This is a genomic window from Mycobacterium sp. (assembly GCF_035697385.1).
Lineage (GTDB): Bacteria > Actinomycetota > Actinomycetes > Mycobacteriales > Mycobacteriaceae > Mycobacterium.
The window spans coordinates 1-18,694 of sequence record NZ_DASSCY010000375.1; the positions used below are offsets into that span (position 1 = coordinate 1).

Here is an 18,694-nt window from a genome sequence, read left to right on the forward strand (position 1 = left end):
TCGCGCCAAAGCTCGTCCTCTTCCTCATCATCCTGATTGTCGGCTGGATTCTGGCCAAACTCATCGCCAAGGCGGTCGACAAGATCCTTCAACGCGTCGGCTTCGACCGCGCGGTGGAGCGCGGCGGCATCCGGCGAGCCATGGAGCGGAGCCAATATGACGCTTCCACCATCGTCAGCAAGATCGTCTACTTCGGCTTGCTGCTGGTCGTTCTGCACTTCGCCTTCGGTGTCTTCGGCCCGAATCCGGTCAGCGAACTGATCGCCGGTGTGATTGCGTTTCTGCCCCGCCTGTTCGTCGCGCTGGTCATCGTCGTTGTGGCCGCCGCGATCGCCGCGGCAGTGCGCGACATCGTGTCCAACGCTCTCAGCGGATTCTCGTACGGACGGATGCTGGGCACCATCGCCAGCGTCTTCATCCTCGGACTGGGCGCCATCGCGGCGCTCAATCAGGTGGGCATCGCCCTGACCGTGACCCTGCCGGTGCTGATCGCGGTGTTGGCGACCATCGGCGGCATCCTGGTGGTCGGCGTTGGCGGCGGCCTGATCAAGCCGATGCAGGAGCGCTGGGAGAAGTACCTGACGACGGCCGAGCGTGAGGGGCGCAACTTCCAGGAGCGGCGGTCCACCGTTGACGCCACAGCGACCGGCCGGGTGCCCGCCGAGCGGACGTCGGGGCCGGACCACAAGTGGACGGCCGATGAGCTCACCGGGCAGCCACAGCGCACTGCGAAGCCGGTGTCTTCGACCACCCCGCCGGCGCACTACAGCGAAGGCGGACCGAAGGTCTAGCCCGCGGCGCGGGCTTGCAAGCAACCCGGCCTCCCGGGTTAGGTTGCGCACGTGACCGACGCATCTCACGCAGGCCGCGGGGCCGATATCTCCGCCGACGATGAGCTCGCCTCACTGGGCGAATTCATCTTCCTCGAAGAGAACGCCCGGCAGGCCGGTGTCGATGGGCCGCTGCCGCCCGTCGAACGCGTCGAATCCGGTCCGATCAGTGCCCTGAAGTTCGGCGACGACTCACCGCGTGTGGTGTTCCTGCACGGCGGTGGGCAGAACGCCCACACATGGGACACCGTGATCGTCGGACTCGGCGAGCCAGCGCTGGCGATCGACCTGCCCGGCCATGGTCACTCGGCATGGCGCGAGGACAGCGACTATGGGCCGCGGCTCAACGCGGTGGCGGTGGAACCGGTGGTGCGAGAGCTTGCGCCGGACGCCGACCTCGTCGTCGGAATGTCGTTGGGCGGACTGACTGCTCTGCGGCTGGCCGTGGCAGCACCCGAGCTGGTGCGCAAGCTGGTGCTCGTCGACGTCACTCCGTCTGCGCCAGAACGGCATACGGAGATGACCGACGCGCAGAAGGGCACCGTCGCGTTGGTGCAGGGCGATCGGATATTCCCGACGTTCGCCGCGATGCTGGAGGTCACCGTCGCGGCGGCCCCGCATCGGGACCGAGAATCATTGCGGCGCGGCGTATTCCACAACGCCAAGCGCCTCGACGACGGTACCTGGACATGGCGCTACGACTCCATTCGCACGGCTGATGGTTTCGAAGGGCTGTGGGACGACGTGCCTCACCTGACCGTGCCCACCACGCTTGTGCGCGGGGCGAATTCGGCCTTCGTCAACGACGAGGACGCCGCCGAGTTCGCCCGCACCGCGCCCGGCTTCCAGCGCGTGCACATCGTCGAGAACTCCGGCCACTCGGTGCAGAGCGACCAGCCGCGGGTACTGATCGGGCTGTTACGGGACGTGTTGGGCGACTGAAAGTTTCAGACGACAAGCGCCAGGGTGGCGGCTGGTGATTGCGGGACGACGACCTGATACCCGATGTCCCTCAAAATGCCGAGTTCGACCGGGCTCAGCACCCTGATACCGAGCCCCGTATCGGTCCTGGCGTTCATGATCTTCTGGTTCGCTCCGGTGAATGTGAAGTCGTCCAAGTGGCTCATCGAGCTACCGTTCGCCCACGGATTCGGTGTGAAGAGCGGAACCATCCCGCCGTACGCGGCGACGGCATTGGCTCCGCCGAAGAACACGCTGCCTGCCCCGCCGGTCAGAAGGGAGTCGTAATCGGTATCCCATATGAACTCGGGGTTGATCGGCTTCGCGCCGCCGGCGACCACGACGAAACTGTCGAGCACCGCCCAATTCCGCCCGGTGTTCGCGCCAGGCTTGTCCACCGCGGACAAGAAGCCGAAAGAGTGCAGTAACTCGTGGATCGCCGTCGAGGCGAAGTCGTACTCGCCACTCCCGATGGTGTCGCCGAGACCCCATGCATGCCCGAAGTTCCAGGTGATTTCGCCGTCGGCGGCCGCGCCGTTCGAATCGACACCAGACAGCAGCTTGTTCTGCACGACCGTCCGCCAGAAGCCGGGATCCTCGCTGACGAAGTCGCTGCCGGCCGACGCAAGCGTGTCCTTGTTCACGTCTTCTTCCGCAGCGACGTCGTAGGTGAGGACCACCGGAGCGGTGACCATGAAGTACACCAGCACGTCGTTCGCCGCTTGCCGCAGAGCCTCGCGGCGTTCGTCAGTCCAGTATTGAGCGCCGTTGGTGTAGGTGAACGCGAACTTGATGGCGCCCTGATTGATCAACGAGTTGGCGTTGACGCCCAGCGGACGGAACAAATCGAAAACATTGATGTGCAACCCGACGTCGACGGCAACGACGTCGAAGGAATCGACACCGTCGAAATTCGAAGCGGGCGTGTAGGTATACGTCCCGTCCTCGTTGAGCTGCACGGAACCTTCCGCGGGGCCCCTGGTGAGAAGGTAGATCAACCGGTCACCGTCGGGGTCGACTGCACCCACTGAGCCCGTCACCGGCCCGGTGATCTGACCGCTGATTTGAATCGGTGCAACTGTCGGGGCCTGGTTGAAGAAGGTGCGCCGTACCGCCCAGAACGCCCCTTCCAAATGAACCTTCAGGGAATCATCGACCGGCAATGACTCAATCCAGGACTGCGTCGCAGCTGTCCAGTCTGAGATCGCCTGGGCGACGAACTGTTGCCACGTGGCCTGCGGGGCTGACGGCGCAAGAAGCGACACCTGTGCGGTCGCAGCCGTCGGTGACGAATACGGCTCGGCGGCGACGGGCGCGGTCGCCAAGGACGCACTCTGTGCCGTCTTCGTCGCGGCCGACGTGTCTGGCGATTGCGTAACATCCGCCTCGGTGTACGGCTGCTCGTCGACTACGACGTCAGCGCTGTCGTTTGCGACCTGCTCTTCGGCGTGGACCGCGTCGTCTGTCCCTTCCGACTCGCTGTCTGCGCCCGCTTCAGAACTCTCCGAGTCGGATTCGTCGGTGCCTCCTGCGTCGGCGCCGACATCGCCGTCGTCGGAATCTTCGGCGTCCTCGGCAGCGTCAGCGTCTACGCCCGCATCGTCATCAACATCTGCATCGTCGTCTTTCGAACTGGCCGCGCCCTGTGTTGAATCGGAAGCCTCGGACGGCTCGGACGGCTTGGAAGCGCCCGATGCGTCCGATGCGTCCGAGCCAGCGGAACTCGATGATGTGGAGGACTCACCGGTGCTGTCGGCGGCAGCGACACCGACCTGCGGTCCCATCAGCGAAAAACCCAGCAACGCTGCACCCATGCCGGCCGATGCCGCGCCTACCTGTAGCCAGCGCCTGACAGGAAAATCCTCTGCACGACGCGTCCGTCGACTACGCCCCTGCCGCAGGCGATCTACGTTGACAACCCCCATTATTTGACCCCTCCGTCAGTTTGTTGCAGGACACGCTATACCGGGATACCTAGACCCCGCAGCAAATTTGCTACAGAAATTTCGCTGCGAGTGTGACCTGCGGTCCGCGCCTTCACGGGTGTGGACTCGGCGCGAATACGGCCGTTGGGCCTGTTAACCGCTGTTCACTCGCTGGTCGCTTCCTGCTAGCCAAGCTGCCGTAGGTTTCCGCCCGTCCCGGCCGCCAGCCCCGGCCGGTTTCGTGTCGGAAGGAACCCGCCCCCATGGCGCTTGTGCCGTTGAATCTCTTTGTCAGCCACGACGGAAAGTCCAAGCGTCAGCATCTGACGTGCCTCTACAAGTGCGGCGACGCCTGCAACAAGCCCGTCCCGAACAGGAGCCACAACGAGTACTTCGGCGACATCGCCAAGGCCGTCTCGCGACGCAAGGCGCTGCAGGCCGGCGGTATCGCGGTACTGGCAGTCGGCGCCGGATCCGCACTGGCCGCCTGTGCGGGCAGTGAACAGCCCGCGGCGACCCCCACCTCGTCGGCGCCACCTGCCGAGACACCACCCGGCATGAAGTTCACCGCGATCGCGCCGAACAGCGAGGACGCCGTCGTCATCCCCGATGGCTACGAGCAGGCGGTTGTCATCAGCTGGGGCGACCCGATCCTGCCCGACGCCCCGAAGTTCGATATCGCCAAGCAGACCGGTGCCGCGCAGCGTGCCCAGTTCGGCTTCAACAACGACTTCGCCGGGCTGCTGCCGATCGACGGGCAGCCCAATCGATTCCTGTTGGTCACCAACTTCGAATACGTCGACCCGGTGTTCATGTTCCCCGGCTACGACGCGAAGAAGCCCACCCGCGATCAATTCGACGTAGAGATCGCCGCGGTCGGCATGGGCGTGGTGGAAGTCGAGCGCACGCCGCAAGGCCTCAAACCGGTGATGGGCCGCTACAACCGCCGGATCACCGCCGACACCCCTATGACGCTGACCGGGCCCGGCGCCGGCTCCGACTTCGTCAAGACCCCCACCGACCCGACGGGCCGCACCGTCGCCGGCACCTTCGCCAACTGCGCCGGCGGCGTAACCCCTTGGGGCACAGTGCTGTCGGGCGAGGAGAACTTCCAGAGCTACTTCGGCGCCGCTGAAGGTGCGCCGCCGCCCACCCCGGTGGATGCGGACCGTCTCGATCGCTACGGCGTCGCGCTGGAGCCGTCCGAAACTCTGTGGGAAACCTTCGACCCGCGCTTCGACGTCTCCAAGACTCCGAACGAACCCAACCGGTTCGGCTACGTCGTCGAGCTCAACCCGTGGGACCGCAACTCGATGCCGGTCAAGCATTCCGCGATGGGCCGGCTCAAGCACGAGGGCGCCAACATCTTCATCACCGACGACGGCACCGTTGTCGCCTACACCGGCGACGACGAACGCTTCGACTACATGTACAAGTTCGTCTCCAGCAAGAAGATGCAGCCGGGTAAGGACCCCGCCGCCATCGCACACAACATGACGCTGCTCGACGAGGGCACCCTCTACGTCGCCAAGCTATCCAGCGACATCCCTGCCAATGAGATCGACGGCTCGGGCAAGCTGCCGTCGAAGGGTTCCTTCGCCGGCACCGGCACATGGATTCCGTTGTTGCGCAGCGGCCCCGGCGGTCAGGCCGAGTCGCTGGTGGACGGCGTCACCGCGCAGGAGGCCGCGGTGTTCACGCGCCTCGCCGCCGACAAGGCCGGCGCCACCAAGATGGACCGGCCCGAGGACTTCGAGGCCAACCCGAAGACCGGCAAGGTTTACGTCGCACTGACCAACAACGACGAGCGCGGCGCGGCCGGGGAAGCCCCGCCCGACGCGGCCAACCCGCGCAACGACAACAAGAGTGGGCAGATTCTCGAGATCACCGACAACCACGCAGGCACGGACTTCACGTGGGATCTGCTGCTGGTGTGCGGTGATCCTGCCGCCGCCGACACCTACTTCGCCGGATTCGACAAGACGAAGGTCAGCCCCATCTCGTGCCCCGACAATCTGGCGTTCGACAGCCACGGCAATCTGTGGATCTCGACGGACGGCAACGCGTTGGACTCCAACGACGGGTTGTTCGCCGTCGCGCTCGAGGGGCCCAACCGCGGCGAGACCAAGCAGTTCCTCACCGTGCCGCTCGGCGCCGAAACGTGTGGGCCGGTGATCACCGACGATCTTGTCACCGTCTGCGTGCAACACCCTGGCGAGAACGACGACAACAGCATCGACAACCCGCTGTCACGCTGGCCCGAAGGCGGCAACGGAACCGCGCGGCCGTCGGTGGTCGCGGTGTGGAAGACCGACGGGAATATCGGGGTCTAAGCGTACGTACGGTTAGGACGTGACTTCTCCCTCTCGCAATCCCATCCGGATCGGCGTGCAACTGCAGCCGCAGCATTCTCCGCAATACAGCCATATTCGCGACGCGGTTCTGCGCTGCGAGGACATGGGTGTCGACATCGCGTTCAACTGGGATCACTTCTTCCCGCTCTACGGCGATCCCGACGGCCCGCACTACGAATGCTGGACGATGCTGGGCGCCTGGGCCGAGCAGACCTCCCGCATCGAGATCGGCGCGCTGGTCAGCTGCAACTCCTATCGCAATCCGGAGCTGCTCGCCGACATGGCGCGCACCGTCGACCACATTTCTGACGGCCGGCTGATCCTTGGCATCGGCTCGGGCTGGAAAGAGAAGGACTACGACGAGTACGGCTACGAGTTCGGCACCGCGGGTAGCAGGCTCGACGATCTCGCAGCGGCACTGCCGCGGATCAAATCCCGGTTGGCCAAGCTGAATCCGGCGCCCACCCGCGACATCCCGGTCCTGTTGGGCGGCGGCGGCGAGAAGAAGACGCTGCGCCTCGTCGCCGAGTACGGCGACGTGTGGCATTACTTCGTCGACCGTGAGACCTACCCGCACAAGGCCGAGGTACTGGCCCAGCACTGCGCGACGGTGGGCCGTGACCCCGCCACCATCGAGCACTCGGCGGGCGTGGAGGGCAACACCCTCGACGCGCTGCTGGAGGAAGCCGACGCACTGCTTGCGCTCGGCGTCACGACCTTCACGGTAGGAGCCAACGGGCCCGACTACGACCTCACCCAGGCGGAGGCGCTGTGCCAGTGGCGCGACCGTCGGGCAGCGGATGGAAACTGAAGCGGCGTAACAGCTCCGGCACGGCTACCTGGCGTGAGACACTGGCGCCGCCATGCCCAAGAAGTATGGGGTCAAAGAAAAAGACCTTGTGGTCTCGCATGTCGTCAATCTGGTGCTGACCGGCAAACTGCGGTCGGGGGACCGGGTGGATCGCAACGAGATCGCCAAGGAACTCGGGCTGTCCCGCGTGCCGATCCAGGAGGCCGTGGTCCAGCTCGAACACGACGGCATCCTGTCCACGCAGTACCACCGGGGCGCCTACGTCGAGCGATTCGACGAGTCCGTCGTGCGTGAATACCACGAGCTCTACGGTCTGCTCAACGGCGTCGCCTCCGCACGTGCCGCCGCCGACGCCGATTCGAAGATCGGCGATGAACTGGACGCGCTGCTCGACGTCATGCGCGGCAGCAAAGAGTCGCGCGCATTCCAGGAGTCGGCCTGGCGGATGCGTCGCATCATCAACGACACGTACGCGGGTCCGCGCCTACACGCGGCGATCCGCGCCTCGCAGACGTTCATCCCGCGCACCTTCTGGTCGGCGTACCTCAACAATCACGACGAGATGCTGCCGTTCTACGAAACCGAGATCGCCGCCATCCGTCGCCATGACCCCGACACGGCGCGGGCCGCCTGCGTCGAACACTCCGAGGTGATGGCCCGGGTCATGCTCACCGAGCTGGTGCGGCGCGGAGTGCTTACGCCGTCCGGTGCGTCGGTTGCGTTCTGAGTGAGCTGAAGACGATTCCGCCGGGCGCTCGGCGGCTACCTTGCTTGGATGACCGTCCTGCGGACATTCGTCGTCACGATCATCGCCCTACTGATCGCCGGCCTGGGCCTGGCCGCGCCCGCAGGCGCGAACGTCGATCAGTGCGCACCGCCGGGAATCGAGAGCGCAAGCGCCTTGCCGACGAACCTCGCCGCCTCCGCCGCGGGGCCGGGAGAGGACAAGTACACGACGGCGACCGTCGAACCGCTGTCCGCCGTCAACGTCAACGCGCTGGGGCTGAGCGTGCCAGGCACGCTGACCGTCGGCACCCTCTCGGATGCACCGCCCAGCATCTGCATCAACTCGCAAGGCCAATTCACGGGGTTCGACAACGAGCTGCTGCGCGCGATCGCTTCGAAGCTTGGCCTGCAGATCAACTTCGTCGGCACCGAATTCTCCGGCCTGCTGGCGCAGGTGGCGTCGCGGCGCTTCGATGTCGGGTCGTCGTCCATCACCACCACCGAGGCGCGTCGCCGCACAGTCGGGTTCACCAACGGTTACGACTTCGGCTACTTCTCGCTAGTAGTGCCGACCGGGTCGCCGATCACCGGCTTCGACAAGCTCGCGGCCGGTCAGCGGATCGGCGTCGTGCAGGGCACGGTGCAGGAGTCATACGTCATCGACACGCTGGGTCTGCAGCCGGTGAAGTTCCCCGATTACAACACCGTGTACGCGAGCCTGAAGACCCGCCAGATCGACGCGTGGGTCGCGCCGTCGCAACAGGCGTCCGGCACCGTCCAGTCCGGCGACCCCGCCGAGATCATCGAAAACACCTTCAGCTTGGACAATTTCGTGGCCTGGGCCGTGGCCACCGACAACAAGCCGTTGATCAACGCGCTGAACTCGGGCCTGGACGCGATCATCGCCGACGGCACCTGGTCGCGGCTGTACTCCGACTGGGTGCCACGCGCATTGCCGCCGGGGTGGAAGCCAGGATCGAAGGCCGCGCCTGCGCCACAGCTGCCCGACTTCAACGTGATCGCCGCCGAGAATCAAGCCGCGCCTTCGGAAGCGGCGGCGCCGAAGTCGACGCTGTCACAACTGAAGGACTCGTTCCTCGACTGGAATCTCTACAAGCAGGCCATCCCTGACCTGTTCAAGACCGGCCTGCCGAACACGTTGATCCTGACCGTCAGCGCCTCTGTCATCGGCCTGGTGTTGGGCATGGCGCTGGCCGTCGCCGGCATCTCGAGGGCGCGCTGGCTGCGCTGGCCGGCCCGGGTGTACACCGACATCTTCCGCGGGCTGCCGGAGGTGGTGATCATCCTGCTGATCGGCCTCGGTGTCGGGCCGGTGGTGGGCGGGCTGACCGGCAACAACCCGTATCCGCTAGGCATCGCCGCGCTGGGTTTGATGGCCGCGGCCTATGTCGGTGAGATCTTCCGCTCCGGGATCCAGAGCGTCGAGGCCGGGCAGATGGAAGCATCACGGGCACTCGGCTTCTCATACGCGGCGTCGATGCAGCTGGTGGTCGTGCCGCAGGGCGTTCGCCGGGTGCTGCCCGCGCTGATGAACCAGTTCATCTCGCTGTTGAAAGCCTCGTCGCTGGTGTACTTCCTGGGCCTGATCGCCAACCAGCGTGAGCTGTTCCAGGTGGGCCGCGACCTCAACGCGCAGACCGGCAACCTGTCGCCGTTGGTGGCGGCCGGACTGTTCTATCTGGCGTTGACGGTGCCGCTGACGCATCTGGTGAACTTCATCGACAACCGGCTGCGGCGGGGCCGCAAACCCGACGAGGAAGATCCGCTGGAGCTGTCGACGTCCCAGGAGATGATCTGATGACCACCGCGGTTGAGCCGGTTTCGTTGAGCGCCACCGACATTCACCTCTCTTTCGGACCGAATGCGGTGCTGCGGGGAGTGGACATCGACGTGCCCGCGGGCACCAGCACAGCGGTGATCGGACCGTCGGGGTCGGGCAAGTCGACGTTGCTGCGCACGCTGAACCGGCTCTACGAACCCGACCGCGGCGACATCCTGCTCGACGGACGCTCGGTGCTCAAGGACAACCCCGATCAGTTGCGGCAACGCATCGGGATGGTGTTCCAGCAATTCAATCTGTTCCCGCATCGCAGCGTGCTCGACAACGTAACGATGGCGCCGCGCAGGCTCAAGGGGCTGAGTGCCGAGCAGGCGCGGGAGCTCGGGCTGGCCCAGTTGGACCGAGTCGGGTTGCGGCACAAGGCGGATGTGCGGCCGGGCACCCTCTCAGGCGGTCAACAGCAAAGGGTCGCGATTGCGCGCGCACTCGCGATGGCGCCCCAGGTGATGTTCTTCGACGAGGCCACCTCGGCGCTGGATCCTGAACTGGTCAAAGGAATTCTGGCGCTCATCGCCGATCTCGGCGAAGACGGCATGACAATGGTCGTCGTCACTCATGAGATGGGATTCGCCCGGTCGACGTCGGACGCCGTGGTGTTCATGGACCACGGCCAGGTCGTCGAATCGGGTCCGCCGGAGCAGATATTCGACGCCGCCGAGACGGACCGGCTACGCCGCTTCTTGTCGCAGGTTCTGTGAGAGCAAATGGGCCATCGTGCAACTTGTCAGCCCCCGACAGGTTAGACTGGCGAATTATGGTGGAGACGGAACCGCAGGTCACCGAACTGGCCGGTGAGCTGCACCGCGTCCTCTCCAAGGTGTTCTCTGTCCTGCGCCGCGGCGACACCAGCCGGCTGCCCACCACGGCAAGCGACCTGACCCTTGCTCAGTTGTCGATCCTGCTGACGCTGCTCGATCAGGGCCCGATGCGGATGACCGAGCTTGCGGCGCACGAACGTGTACGCACTCCGACCACCACCGTGGCGATCCGCCGGCTGGAGAAGCTCGGCCTGGTCAAACGCTCCAGGGATCCGTCGGATCTGCGGGCTGTGCTCGTCGACATCACCCCGCGTGGGCTGGCCCAGCATCGGGAGTCGCTGGCCGCCCGCCAGGGCCAGCTCGCCGCGCTGCTGAGCAAGCTCAGCGAAGAGGATCGCGAGACGCTGACCAAGGCCCTGGCAGCGCTCGAGCGCCTCGCCGAATAACTAGCCCAACCAGTCCAAGACTGCGGCGGCGGTCCAAGACTGCTGCATGCTGCCCAGCGGCTCGCCGGTGAACGGCTCGTAATACTCGGCAAAGGATCCGTCACTGACCTGCCGCAGGCCTTCCCTGCGTAGCACCGAAGACCGTTCTGCCCAGCCTCGTCGGGCGAAACACCAGGAGAACAGCCAGGTCATCACCGGCCACACGGGCCCGCGCCAGTACTCGCGCTGACGGAAGTCGCGTGACACCGGTGACGTCGACGGGATCAACGCATACTTCAGGTCGGGGTGAGCGCAAAACCGCGGGCCCTCCAGCAGCCGCAGCAGTGTCCGTTCCTTGGCGTGCGGCAGGCCGCCGCACAGCAGCGGCGCGAACTGCGCGACGGTTTCGGTGGCGATCAGCCTGTCCGCGCGAACATCGAAATCCCTTGCTGCGCCGGTTCTTTCGTCGGTTGTCTCGACGACGCCTTCGCGGAACCGTCGGCCCCACGCGTACAGATCGCGGACGTCGGCGTGCGGCCGCTTGTAATCCTCGCCGATCTCGGCAAGCACGTCACAGGCCACCGAGAAGATCGCCGACACGAAGACGTCCTCGACGGCGAAACTCATCACCTTCGGTAGCAATTCGTCGTCGTAGCGGGCTGCCTTCATCTCTTCGAGCAGCCACAGGTAGCGGTCGTACTCGAAATCGCTTGGGCGCTGGGTGGCGTCGGTGACAATCGTGTTGTCCTCACGCTGATACTCGGGCACGTTGCCGGGAATCACGTTGGCGTAGGCGCTATCCCAGCGCGGTGAGTTGTCCATACCGGATTCCCAGCCGTGGTACAGGGTGATCCGGCCGTGGTCGTGTTGGTCGCGTGCTTCGGCCAGCCAGCGGTGCCAGCGCACAAGGTCGGCCCAGCGGCGGTCGAGGAACGCCTCGGCGACGGCGCGCGTTGACCGGCCGCGGGTGCGGGCGTGGTCGAGGATGCGCTGCACCGCAATGGCGTGCACCGGCGGCTGCGTGATGCCGGAGGTGTGGCGGGTTCGCGGCGCGTTGGCGGCCAGGGCCGAGGTCGCCCACCGAGCGGGGCCGGGGAAGTATCCGTCGACGCCATTGGCGAAGACGATGTGCGGGATCATTCCGTTGCCCCATTGCGCCGACAGGAGGGTGTCGAGTTCGACGACGGCCCGCTCGACACTCAACGGCGCCAACCCGATGGACACGAAGGCCGCGTCCCAGCTCCACATGTGGGGATACAGCAATGGGGCGGCGGTGGTCATCACGCCCAGGTCGTTGCCGCGCAGCAGGTAAGCGGCGCGGGCAGCGAGCTGCGTCGGAGCGAAGTTGTGGTCGGGCATCCGTTCAATCATGCGACGGGTCGGCCGGAACCGCAGGTCGATATGGTGGCTGAGTGCCGACCGCGATGATCACCGGGGCCTCCGGCGGGCTCGGATCGGCCCTCGCCGCCGCGCTGGCGCCCACCCACACACTATTTCTGGCCGGCAGGCCGTCGGACCGTCTCGACGCGCTCGCCGAGAGGTTCGGGGCCACCACGTGGCCGATCGATTTCGGGGATCTCGACGCGATACCTGCCGCTGTAGAGCCGATCGTCGAACTCGACGTGCTTATCCACAACGCCGGCGTGGCGTACCCGGGCCGGGTCGCGGAGTCGACGGTCGAGGAGTGGCAATCCACTATGCATGTGAATGTCCTTGGCGCCGTTGCACTTACGCTTGAGCTACTGCCCGCGCTGCGCAGTGCCGCCGGTCACGTCGTGTTCATCAACTCGGGCTCGGGGATCAACGCCTCACCCGGCTTGGCGTCCTACTCGGCGAGCAAGTTCGCGCTGCGGGGGTTCGCGGATTCGCTGCGCAACGACGAGCCGTCGCTGCGGGTGACGTCGGTGCATCCCGGGCGGATCGCCACCGCCATGCAGGAGGACCTCGTCGCGTACGAGGGCCGCGAGTACGACCCGTCGAAATTCCTGACGCCGGAGTCGGTGGCGAAGGTAACTGCCGACGCGATCAACGCGCCGCGCGACGCCCACATCCACGAGGTCATCGTCCGCCCCCGGTGATTTGTGGAGTCGCGGCGGCGATGAGCGCCGCTGCGGCTCCGCAACTCGCTAGATGACGAGGTTTACGAGCCTGCCGGGGACCACGATCACCTTTTTCGGCGTGGCGCCGTTGAGGAAGGCCAACACCTTCTCGTCGGCCAGCGCAGCGGTCTCCAACGCCTCGGCGCCCGCGTCGGCCACCACGGTGATGCGGCCGCGCACCTTGCCGTTGACCTGCACCGGATACTCGACGGTGTCCTCGACCAGGTACTGCGGGTCGGCGACGGGGAACGGCCCGTGCGCCAGCGGTGTCTCGTGGCCCAGCCGACGCCACAGCTCCTCGGCAAGGTGCGGCGCGAGCGGCGCGACCATCAACACCAGCGGCTCCAGCGCCGCCCGCGACCGCACCTCGTTCTTGGTCAGATGGTTGGTGTACTCGATGAGCTTGGCCGCCGCGGTGTTGTTGCGCAGCGAGGCGTAATCGTCGGCGACGCCGGCGATCGTGCGGTGCAGCAGCCGCAGAGTGTCGGTGTCCAGCGCCTCATGCTCGGCGGCACGCTCGATGCCGGTCTGCTCGTCGACAACCAGCCGCCACACCCGCTGCAGGAACCGGTGGGCGCCGACGACGTCCTTTGTCGCCCACGGTCGCGACGCGTCGATCGGGCCCATCGACATCTCGTACACCCGCAGCGTGTCGGCGCCGTAGTTGTCACAGATCTCGTCGGGCGACACCGAGTTCTTCAGGCTCTTGCCGATCTTGCCGAACTCCTGGAACACCTCGATTTCACCGTCGGGGCCGGCCCAATAGAACTTGCCGTCTCGCTCTTCGACCTCGGCCGCGGGGACGTAGGCCCCGCGGGAGTCGGTGTACGCGAATGCCTGGATGTAGCCCTGGTTGACCAGTCGGCGGAACGGCTCGCGCGAGCTGACGTGCCCGAGGTCGTAGAGCACCTTGTGCCAGAACCGCGCATAGAGCAGGTGCAGCACGGCGTGTTCGACGCCGCCGACGTACAGGTCGACGCCACCGGGGTCGTTCGGCCCGTGCTCGTCCGGCCGCGGGCCCATCCAGTAGGCCTCGTTCTCCTTGTCGCACAACCGTTCTTTGTTGTCGGGGTCGGTGTAGCGCAGCTCGTACCAGGAGCTGCCCGCCCACTGCGGCATGACGTTCGTGTCGCGGGTGTACGGCCGCAGCCCGTCCCCCAGATCCAGTTCGACGTTCACCCAGTCGGTGACCTTGCCCAGCGGCGGCGACGGCTCGCTGTCCGCGTCATCGGGGTCGAACAGCACCGGCGAGTAGTCGGGGACATCCGGAAGTTCAACCGGCAACGCCGATTCCGGCAGCGGGTGCGCGCGACCGTCGGCGTCGTACACGATGGGGAACGGCTCACCCCAATACCGTTGCCGCGCGAACAGCCAGTCGCGCAGCTTGTACTCGATGCGCGCCTGCCCACGGCCGTCGGCGGCCAGCCGCGCGGTGATCGCCTCTTTGGCCGAGGCGACACTGAGGCCGTTCAGGTAATCGGAGTTGACCATTTCGCCGTCGCCGTTGTACGCCGCCTGCGAAATATCGCCCCCGGCAACCACTTCGACGATCGGCAAGCCGAATTCGTTGGCGAAGTCCCAGTCGCGCTGATCGCCGCCGGGCACCGCCATGATCGCGCCGGTGCCGTAGCCGAGCAGCACATAGTCGGCGATGAAGACCGGGATCTGTTGATTGTTCGCCGGATTCGTCGCATATGCACCGAGGAACACGCCGGTCTTGGCCTTGTTCTCCTGACGCTCAAGATCCGACTTCGCTGCGATGGTCGCGCGGTAGGCCTCGACGGCCTCGCGCGGCGTGGCCGCACCGAAGGTCCACCGTGGGTCGACGTCGCCCGGCCACTGCGCCGCGGTCAGCTTGTCCACCAGATCGTGTTCGGGTGCCAGCACCATGTAGGTGGCGCCGAACAACGTGTCCGGACGCGTGGTGAACACCTCGATGTCACCGGCATCGGTCCCGAAAAGCACAGAGGCGCCGGTGGACCGCCCGATCCAGTTGCGCTGCATGGCCTTGACCTTCTCCGGCCAATCCAGCACGTCTAAGTCGTCGAGAAGCCGATCCGAGTACGCGGTGATCCGCATCATCCACTGGCGCAACCGTTTCCGGAACACCGGGAAATTGCCGCGCTCGCTGCGGCCCTCCGACGTGACTTCCTCGTTGGCCAGCACGGTGCCAAGGCCCGGGCACCAGTTCACCACCGAGTCGGCCCGGTACACCAGCCGATACGAGTCGATCACGTCGGCCCGATCACCGGTCGACAGTTCTGACCATGCCCTGCCGTCGTCGGGAGTCCGTGCGCCGGACTCGAATTCGGCGACCAACTCGGCAATGGGCCTGGCCTTGTTCGCGGCCGGGTCGAACCAGGCGTTGTAGATCTGCAAGAAGATCCACTGCGTCCACTTGTAGTAGTCGGCGTCGGTCGTGGAGAAGCTGCGGCGCGCATCGTGTCCGAACCCCAGCCGACCCAGCTGGCGGCGGAAGTTGACGATGTTGGCCTCGGTGCGGATGCGCGGATGCGTCCCGGTCTGAATCGCATACTGCTCAGCCGGCAGACCGAAAGCGTCGAAACCCAACGCGTGCAACACGTTGCGGCCCGTCATGCGGTAGTAGCGCGCGTAGACGTCGGTGGCGATGTAGCCGAGCGGATGCCCGACGTGTAGGCCCTCCCCCGAGGGATACGGGAACATGTCCTGCACGAACATCTTGTCGGCGGGCACCGGCGCCCCGTCCTGCGGTGCCAGCGAGCCCACCGGGTTGGGCACGTGGAATGTCCCAGACTCCGCCCACCTCTGCTGCCAGGCGTGCTCGATCTGCCCGGCCAGCTCCGCGGTGTAACGGTGCTGCGGGACGTCGGTTTCCGCGTCGGCGGTCGCCGAGGTCGCAGCGGTCGGCGATTCTGTCACGTGAACAGGGTATAAGCATGCTCATCGACACTTTGTCGGCCACGGGTTGGTCTCGGTTGCGTTGCGGAGATGTCAGGGCAAGGTTGCAGGTCGGTTCCGGCCCTGGTGGCTAACGCTTCGACGTGGATACAGTCGGCGCCTGACCAGGGCGTGACGAGCCCGCAGCGCAAACAAAGGATCGCCGTCGATGATCGAGATCGCCCGCCGCTGGCGGGTTCTGGCAACAGGTGCGGCTGTCGGCGTGGCCGGTGTCCTCGGCCTCGCAGGCAATACCGCCTCGGCCGAACCCGTGTACCCGCAACCGACGCTGCCCGCGCCGGCAACCGTCACGCAGACCGTCACGGTGATGCCCAACGCTGCCGCTGCCGTGCCACAGGCCGCCGTCCAGCCCGGTGTGACGTCCGCCACGGGTGCGCTGCCCGCATCGAGTGCACTGCCCGCCGCTGTCGCCGCACCGGCCGTCCCCGTTCCGCCGCCGGTGCAGATCGTCCCCGCCACATCGGGCACGCTGTTCGACTACTTCAAGGAAAAGGGCGTCGCGCTCGAGCCGCAGAACAGCCGCGACTTCAAGGCCCTCACCATCGTGCTGCCGATGCCGAAGGGCTGGGCACACATCCCGGATCCCAACGTTCCCGACGCGTTCGCAGTGATCGCCGACCGAGTCGGCGGCAACGGCCTCTACTCGTCTAACGCGCAGGTCATCGTGTACAAACTGATCGGCGAGTTCGATCCGAAGGAAGCCATCAGCCACGGCTTCGTCGACAGCCAGCAGCTGCCGGCCTGGCGATCCACCGATGCCTCGTTCAGTGACTTCGGCGGGATGCCATCGTCGCGCATCGAGGGCACCTACCGCGAGAACTCGCTGACACTGAACACATCGCGCCGCCATGTGATCGCCACCGCCGGGCCGGACAAGTACCTGGTCTCGCTCGCGGTGACCACCAGCGTCGACCAGGTGGTGGCCGCCGCCGACGCGACCGACGCGATCATCAACGGCTTCAGGGTCGCCGCGCCGGCACCGCCTGCCCCGCCAACTCCGGCCGTGCCTCCCGCGGCACCCGGGGTAGCGCCGCAACCGCAATCCCCTAGCGAGCTGGGGGCCCATCTCGGCCAACCGGGGTAAACGTCGTCCCCCGGGCGAAGCCTGGCGCCCGGGGGACGCCCAATCGCGTAACGCGAGCGGGCCTCGTATTGTGTGGCGCATGCTGATCGCCGCGGTGCTGTGTTTGTGCGCCGCCGTCGCGACCGCCGCCATCGGCCTCTGGCTGCTGACCCGCCCCCGCTCCGGTGATTACGTCCGGCAAGTGCTGCGGGCCGTCGCACCGACACAGCTGGCCGCCGCGGTGATGCTCGCCGCGGGCGGTGTGGTGGCGTTATCGACCCGTCCCGAAATGGGCGTGCTCGTCGTGATCGTGTGCGTCATCGGCGCGGTGAGCACGGTCGCGGCAGGCTGCTGGCAGAGCGCGAAGGCGGTCGCCCGCGGTCAGGCCGGTTCGGCAGCGGTTGGCTCGGCCGCCGGCTGCGGCGGCGCGTGCGCGACATGCACGTTGTCCTGCAACTGAATTCAGTTGCGGCTGACGTCGATCGGGTGAGTAGCCAGCATCGACACCGGCAGCGGCTGGCGACGCAGCACCCGTGACCACAGGTCGATCTTCGGCTCTACAAGAACATCGGTTGGCAACGCCGACAGCACAATCCAGTCGTCGCGCTCGATCTCACCCTCGAGCTGGCCGATGGTCCAGCCCGAATATCCCGCGAAGATCCGCACGCCCTCGACCATCGGGGCGATCGCGTCGGGATCGGCGTCGAGGTCGACCATCACCATCCGGCCCTGAACATGGCGCAGCCCGGCGACCCCGTTCGGGTCCATCCCCACTCGCAGGGTCGCCAGGCATAGCGCGGCGTCACGTTTCACAGGTCCGCCGATGAACATCGTCTTGGGCTTGGTGGCCAGCTTCGCCCACTGTGGCAACACGTTGTAGACGGCGGTCTCGCTGGGCCGGTTCAGCACCACCCCGAGCGTGCCGCCGTCGTTGTGCTCGACGACGTAGATGACGCTGCGGCGAAACGTCGGCTCGAGCAGGTCGGTGTTGGCCAGCAGCAGCGTTCCTGCCCGTACCCGGTGGGCCGCAGGGGCAATGAAGTCCTCCGGATCCTCTGACTGCGCCACTTCACCATCATGGCACCAGCTACCAGTCATCGTGGACAACAAGCGCGGCCCGCCGAGATATTTGTACTGTGGGTCGGGTTCCCGATAGCCCGAGTGAAACCAAACAGGACGTGATTTCCGTGGCCGACGCGCGTGCGCCGATCGCCCTGTGGCGTTCCGTGCGCGCCCTGCCCGAGTTCCGGCGCCTGCTGGAGCTGCGGGCGGTAAGCCAATTCGGTGACGGCCTTTTCGCGGCCGGGATCGCCGGTGGAATTCTGTTCAGCACGGAACGGGCGGCCGGACCATTGGAGATCGCCGCCTCGTTCGCTGTGCTGTTCCTGCCGTACTCGGTGCTCGGACCCTTTGCCGGTGCGCTGCTGGATCGTTGGGACCGGCGCTTGGTGCTGATCGCCGCCAACCTGGGCCGGCTGCTGATGGTTTTCGTGGTCGCTGCGCTACTTGTGGTCGGGGCCGATGAAGTCCTGGTCCTGCTGGGCGCGCTGATCGTCAACGGCTTCGCCCGGTTCGTGTCCTCGGGCTTGTCGGCGGCGCTGCCGGACGTGGTGCCACGGGACAAGGTGGTGGCGATGAACTCGGTGGCGACGGCCACCGGCGCGGCGGCGGCGTTTCTCGGCGCGATCTTCATGCTGCTGCCCCGCTCGCTCTTCGGCGCCGGCGACACCGGGGCTGCGGCAATCATTTTCATCGTCGCCCTCCCGGTGTCGATTGCATTGCTGCTGTCGGTCCGCTTTTCGCCGCACATACTCGGTCCCCACGAAAGCGTGCGGGCTATCCACGGCTCGGTCACCTACGCGGTGGCCACCGGTTGGGCACACGGTGCGCGCACGGTGTTGGCCGTGCCAACCGTTGCTGCCACGCTCGCCGGGTTGGCCGC

Annotated in this window: 16 protein-coding genes; 12 read left to right on the top strand and 4 right to left on the bottom strand. The window is 66.3% G+C overall.

Going from position 1 to position 18,694, the window contains the following annotated elements; genetic code table 11:
- Both VFH65_RS31040 and VFH65_RS31045 read left to right on the top strand, forming a co-directional pair.
- A partial coding sequence (locus tag VFH65_RS31040) for a mechanosensitive ion channel family protein (RefSeq protein ID WP_353327215.1) occupies positions 1-791 on the top strand: 791 nt, incomplete at its 5' end.
- A gap of 51 nt (positions 792-842) precedes the next feature.
- Positions 843-1,772: an alpha/beta fold hydrolase gene (locus VFH65_RS31045; RefSeq protein WP_353327216.1), complete on the top strand. Its 930-nt coding sequence runs from the start codon at positions 843-845 to the stop codon at positions 1,770-1,772.
- 5 nt (positions 1,773-1,777) lie between these two features.
- Here VFH65_RS31045 and VFH65_RS31050 read toward each other — a convergent pair whose 3' ends face one another.
- Positions 1,778-3,604 carry an Ig-like domain-containing protein gene (locus VFH65_RS31050; RefSeq protein ID WP_353327218.1) on the bottom strand — a complete coding sequence of 609 codons (1,827 nt, stop codon included), beginning with the start codon at positions 3,602-3,604 and terminating at the stop codon, positions 1,778-1,780.
- 374 nt (positions 3,605-3,978) lie between these two features.
- Here VFH65_RS31050 and VFH65_RS31055 point away from each other — a divergent pair, with 374 nt between their 5' ends.
- The 6 genes from VFH65_RS31055 to VFH65_RS31080 are packed head-to-tail and all read left to right on the top strand — an operon-like array spanning position 3,979 to position 10,671.
- The gene (locus VFH65_RS31055; protein ID WP_353327219.1) at positions 3,979-6,048 is read left to right on the top strand and encodes a PhoX family protein; all 2,070 of its coding nucleotides are present in this window, start codon (positions 3,979-3,981) and stop codon (positions 6,046-6,048) included.
- A 19-nt stretch (positions 6,049-6,067) separates the two neighbouring features.
- Entirely contained in the window at positions 6,068-6,880 is an 813-nt protein-coding gene (locus VFH65_RS31060) for an LLM class F420-dependent oxidoreductase (RefSeq protein WP_353327221.1), read from the top strand.
- 52 nt (positions 6,881-6,932) lie between these two features.
- Entirely contained in the window at positions 6,933-7,607 is a 675-nt protein-coding gene (locus VFH65_RS31065; RefSeq protein ID WP_353327223.1) for a GntR family transcriptional regulator, read from the top strand.
- Between the two features lie 48 nt (positions 7,608-7,655).
- Positions 7,656-9,425, top strand: coding sequence for an ABC transporter substrate-binding protein/permease (locus VFH65_RS31070; RefSeq protein ID WP_353327224.1), 1,770 nt, complete (start codon positions 7,656-7,658; stop codon positions 9,423-9,425).
- A complete protein-coding gene (locus tag VFH65_RS31075) occupies positions 9,425-10,165 on the top strand; it encodes an amino acid ABC transporter ATP-binding protein (RefSeq protein ID WP_353327226.1) in 741 nt (246 codons plus the stop codon). The genes VFH65_RS31070 and VFH65_RS31075 overlap by 1 nt, the downstream gene beginning before the upstream one ends.
- Before the next feature lie 56 nt (positions 10,166-10,221).
- Complete coding sequence (locus VFH65_RS31080) at positions 10,222-10,671, top strand: MarR family winged helix-turn-helix transcriptional regulator (RefSeq protein WP_353327228.1); 450 nt, start codon at positions 10,222-10,224, stop codon at positions 10,669-10,671.
- Here the strand turns inward: VFH65_RS31080 and ggh are convergent, their stop codons facing one another.
- Positions 10,672-12,009 (bottom strand): glucosylglycerate hydrolase, encoded by a 1,338-nt coding sequence (gene ggh, locus VFH65_RS31085; protein ID WP_353327230.1) that lies wholly within the window; start codon positions 12,007-12,009, stop codon positions 10,672-10,674.
- A gap of 53 nt (positions 12,010-12,062) precedes the next feature.
- Here ggh and VFH65_RS31090 point away from each other — a divergent pair, with 53 nt between their 5' ends.
- The gene (locus VFH65_RS31090) at positions 12,063-12,728 is read left to right on the top strand and encodes an SDR family oxidoreductase (RefSeq protein ID WP_353327232.1); all 666 of its coding nucleotides are present in this window, start codon (positions 12,063-12,065) and stop codon (positions 12,726-12,728) included.
- A gap of 48 nt (positions 12,729-12,776) precedes the next feature.
- Here the strand turns inward: VFH65_RS31090 and leuS are convergent, their stop codons facing one another.
- Positions 12,777-15,650, bottom strand: coding sequence for a leucine--tRNA ligase (gene leuS / locus VFH65_RS31095; protein ID WP_353327234.1), 2,874 nt, complete (start codon positions 15,648-15,650; stop codon positions 12,777-12,779).
- 187 nt (positions 15,651-15,837) lie between these two features.
- Here leuS and VFH65_RS31100 point away from each other — a divergent pair, with 187 nt between their 5' ends.
- The gene (locus VFH65_RS31100) at positions 15,838-16,773 is read left to right on the top strand and encodes an LpqN/LpqT family lipoprotein (RefSeq protein WP_353327236.1); all 936 of its coding nucleotides are present in this window, start codon (positions 15,838-15,840) and stop codon (positions 16,771-16,773) included.
- A 79-nt stretch (positions 16,774-16,852) separates the two neighbouring features.
- Positions 16,853-17,212 carry a hypothetical protein gene (locus tag VFH65_RS31105; RefSeq protein WP_353327237.1) on the top strand — a complete coding sequence of 120 codons (360 nt, stop codon included), beginning with the start codon at positions 16,853-16,855 and terminating at the stop codon, positions 17,210-17,212.
- Positions 17,213-17,214: 2 nt separating this feature from the next.
- Here VFH65_RS31105 and VFH65_RS31110 read toward each other — a convergent pair whose 3' ends face one another.
- Positions 17,215-17,820 carry a YqgE/AlgH family protein gene (locus VFH65_RS31110; protein WP_353327239.1) on the bottom strand — a complete coding sequence of 202 codons (606 nt, stop codon included), beginning with the start codon at positions 17,818-17,820 and terminating at the stop codon, positions 17,215-17,217.
- 119 nt (positions 17,821-17,939) lie between these two features.
- Here VFH65_RS31110 and VFH65_RS31115 point away from each other — a divergent pair.
- Positions 17,940-18,694 (top strand): MFS transporter (locus VFH65_RS31115; protein ID WP_353327241.1); only part of this gene is annotated, 755 nt, incomplete at its 3' end.

Bases quoted from the DNA above. Each gene is read 5' to 3' on its own strand.
- VFH65_RS31105 (WP_353327237.1), top strand. From the start codon at position 16,853: ATGCTGATCGCCGCGGTGCTGTGTTTGTGCGCCGCCGTCGCGACCGCC.
- VFH65_RS31100 (WP_353327236.1), top strand. From the start codon at position 15,838: ATGATCGAGATCGCCCGCCGCTGGCGGGTTCTGGCAACAGGTGCGGCT.
- VFH65_RS31080 (WP_353327228.1), top strand. From the start codon at position 10,222: ATGGTGGAGACGGAACCGCAGGTCACCGAACTGGCCGGTGAGCTGCAC.
- VFH65_RS31055 (WP_353327219.1), top strand. From the start codon at position 3,979: ATGGCGCTTGTGCCGTTGAATCTCTTTGTCAGCCACGACGGAAAGTCC.
- VFH65_RS31065 (WP_353327223.1), top strand. From the start codon at position 6,933: ATGCCCAAGAAGTATGGGGTCAAAGAAAAAGACCTTGTGGTCTCGCAT.
- VFH65_RS31070 (WP_353327224.1), top strand. From the start codon at position 7,656: ATGACCGTCCTGCGGACATTCGTCGTCACGATCATCGCCCTACTGATC.
- ggh (WP_353327230.1), bottom strand. From the start codon at position 12,009: ATGCCCGACCACAACTTCGCTCCGACGCAGCTCGCTGCCCGCGCCGCT.
- VFH65_RS31075 (WP_353327226.1), top strand. From the start codon at position 9,425: ATGACCACCGCGGTTGAGCCGGTTTCGTTGAGCGCCACCGACATTCAC.
- VFH65_RS31050 (WP_353327218.1), bottom strand. From the start codon at position 3,604: ATGGGTGCAGCGTTGCTGGGTTTTTCGCTGATGGGACCGCAGGTCGGT.